The organism is Campylobacter sp. FU_497, from assembly GCF_025772425.1.
GTDB lineage: Bacteria > Campylobacterota > Campylobacteria > Campylobacterales > Campylobacteraceae > Campylobacter_D > Campylobacter_D lari_C.
In genome coordinates this window covers 1-598 of sequence record NZ_JAKMSC010000041.1, presented here as the reverse complement: position 1 = coordinate 598, position 598 = coordinate 1, and the positions used below count along the sequence as shown (strand labels likewise).

Here is a 598-nt window from a genome sequence, read left to right as displayed (position 1 = left end):
GTGGTAATCTAACAGCTAGAATAACAGCAATTCCTGCTAATCCTCAATTAATAGAATTAAAAAATGTATTAAATGAAATGCTGAATGTATTAGAACAAAAGGTTGGTTCTAATATGAATGAAATTAATAGAGTATTTGATAGCTATAAAGCATTAGACTTTACAACAGAAGTTAAAAATGCTAAAGGTGGGGTTGAAGTAACTACTAATGTATTAGGTCAAGAAATAGTAGCTATGTTAAGACAATCATCTGAATTTGCTTCTTTATTAGCAGATGAGAGTGGTAAATTACAAAGTGCTGTTAAGAACTTAACTGATTCTTCATCAAGCCAAGCTTCTTCTTTAGAAGAAACAGCAGCAGCATTAGAAGAGATTACTTCTTCTATGCAAAATGTATCGCATAAAACTAGTGAAGTTATTGCTCAAAGTGAAGAGATTAAAAATGTTACTTCTATAATAGGAGATATTGCTGATCAAATTAACTTGCTTGCATTAAATGCAGCTATTGAAGCAGCACGTGCAGGTGAACATGGACGTGGCTTTGCTGTTGTTGCAGATGAAGTTAGAAATCTAGCAGAAAGAACTCAAAAGTCTTTAGG

At 32.6% G+C, this 598-nt stretch carries 1 protein-coding gene; it reads left to right on the top strand.

Translation table 11 applies throughout. The features are described from left to right. On the top strand, nucleotides 1-598 hold a 598-nt coding region (locus tag L8W68_RS08190; protein WP_263675760.1), incomplete at both ends, for a methyl-accepting chemotaxis protein.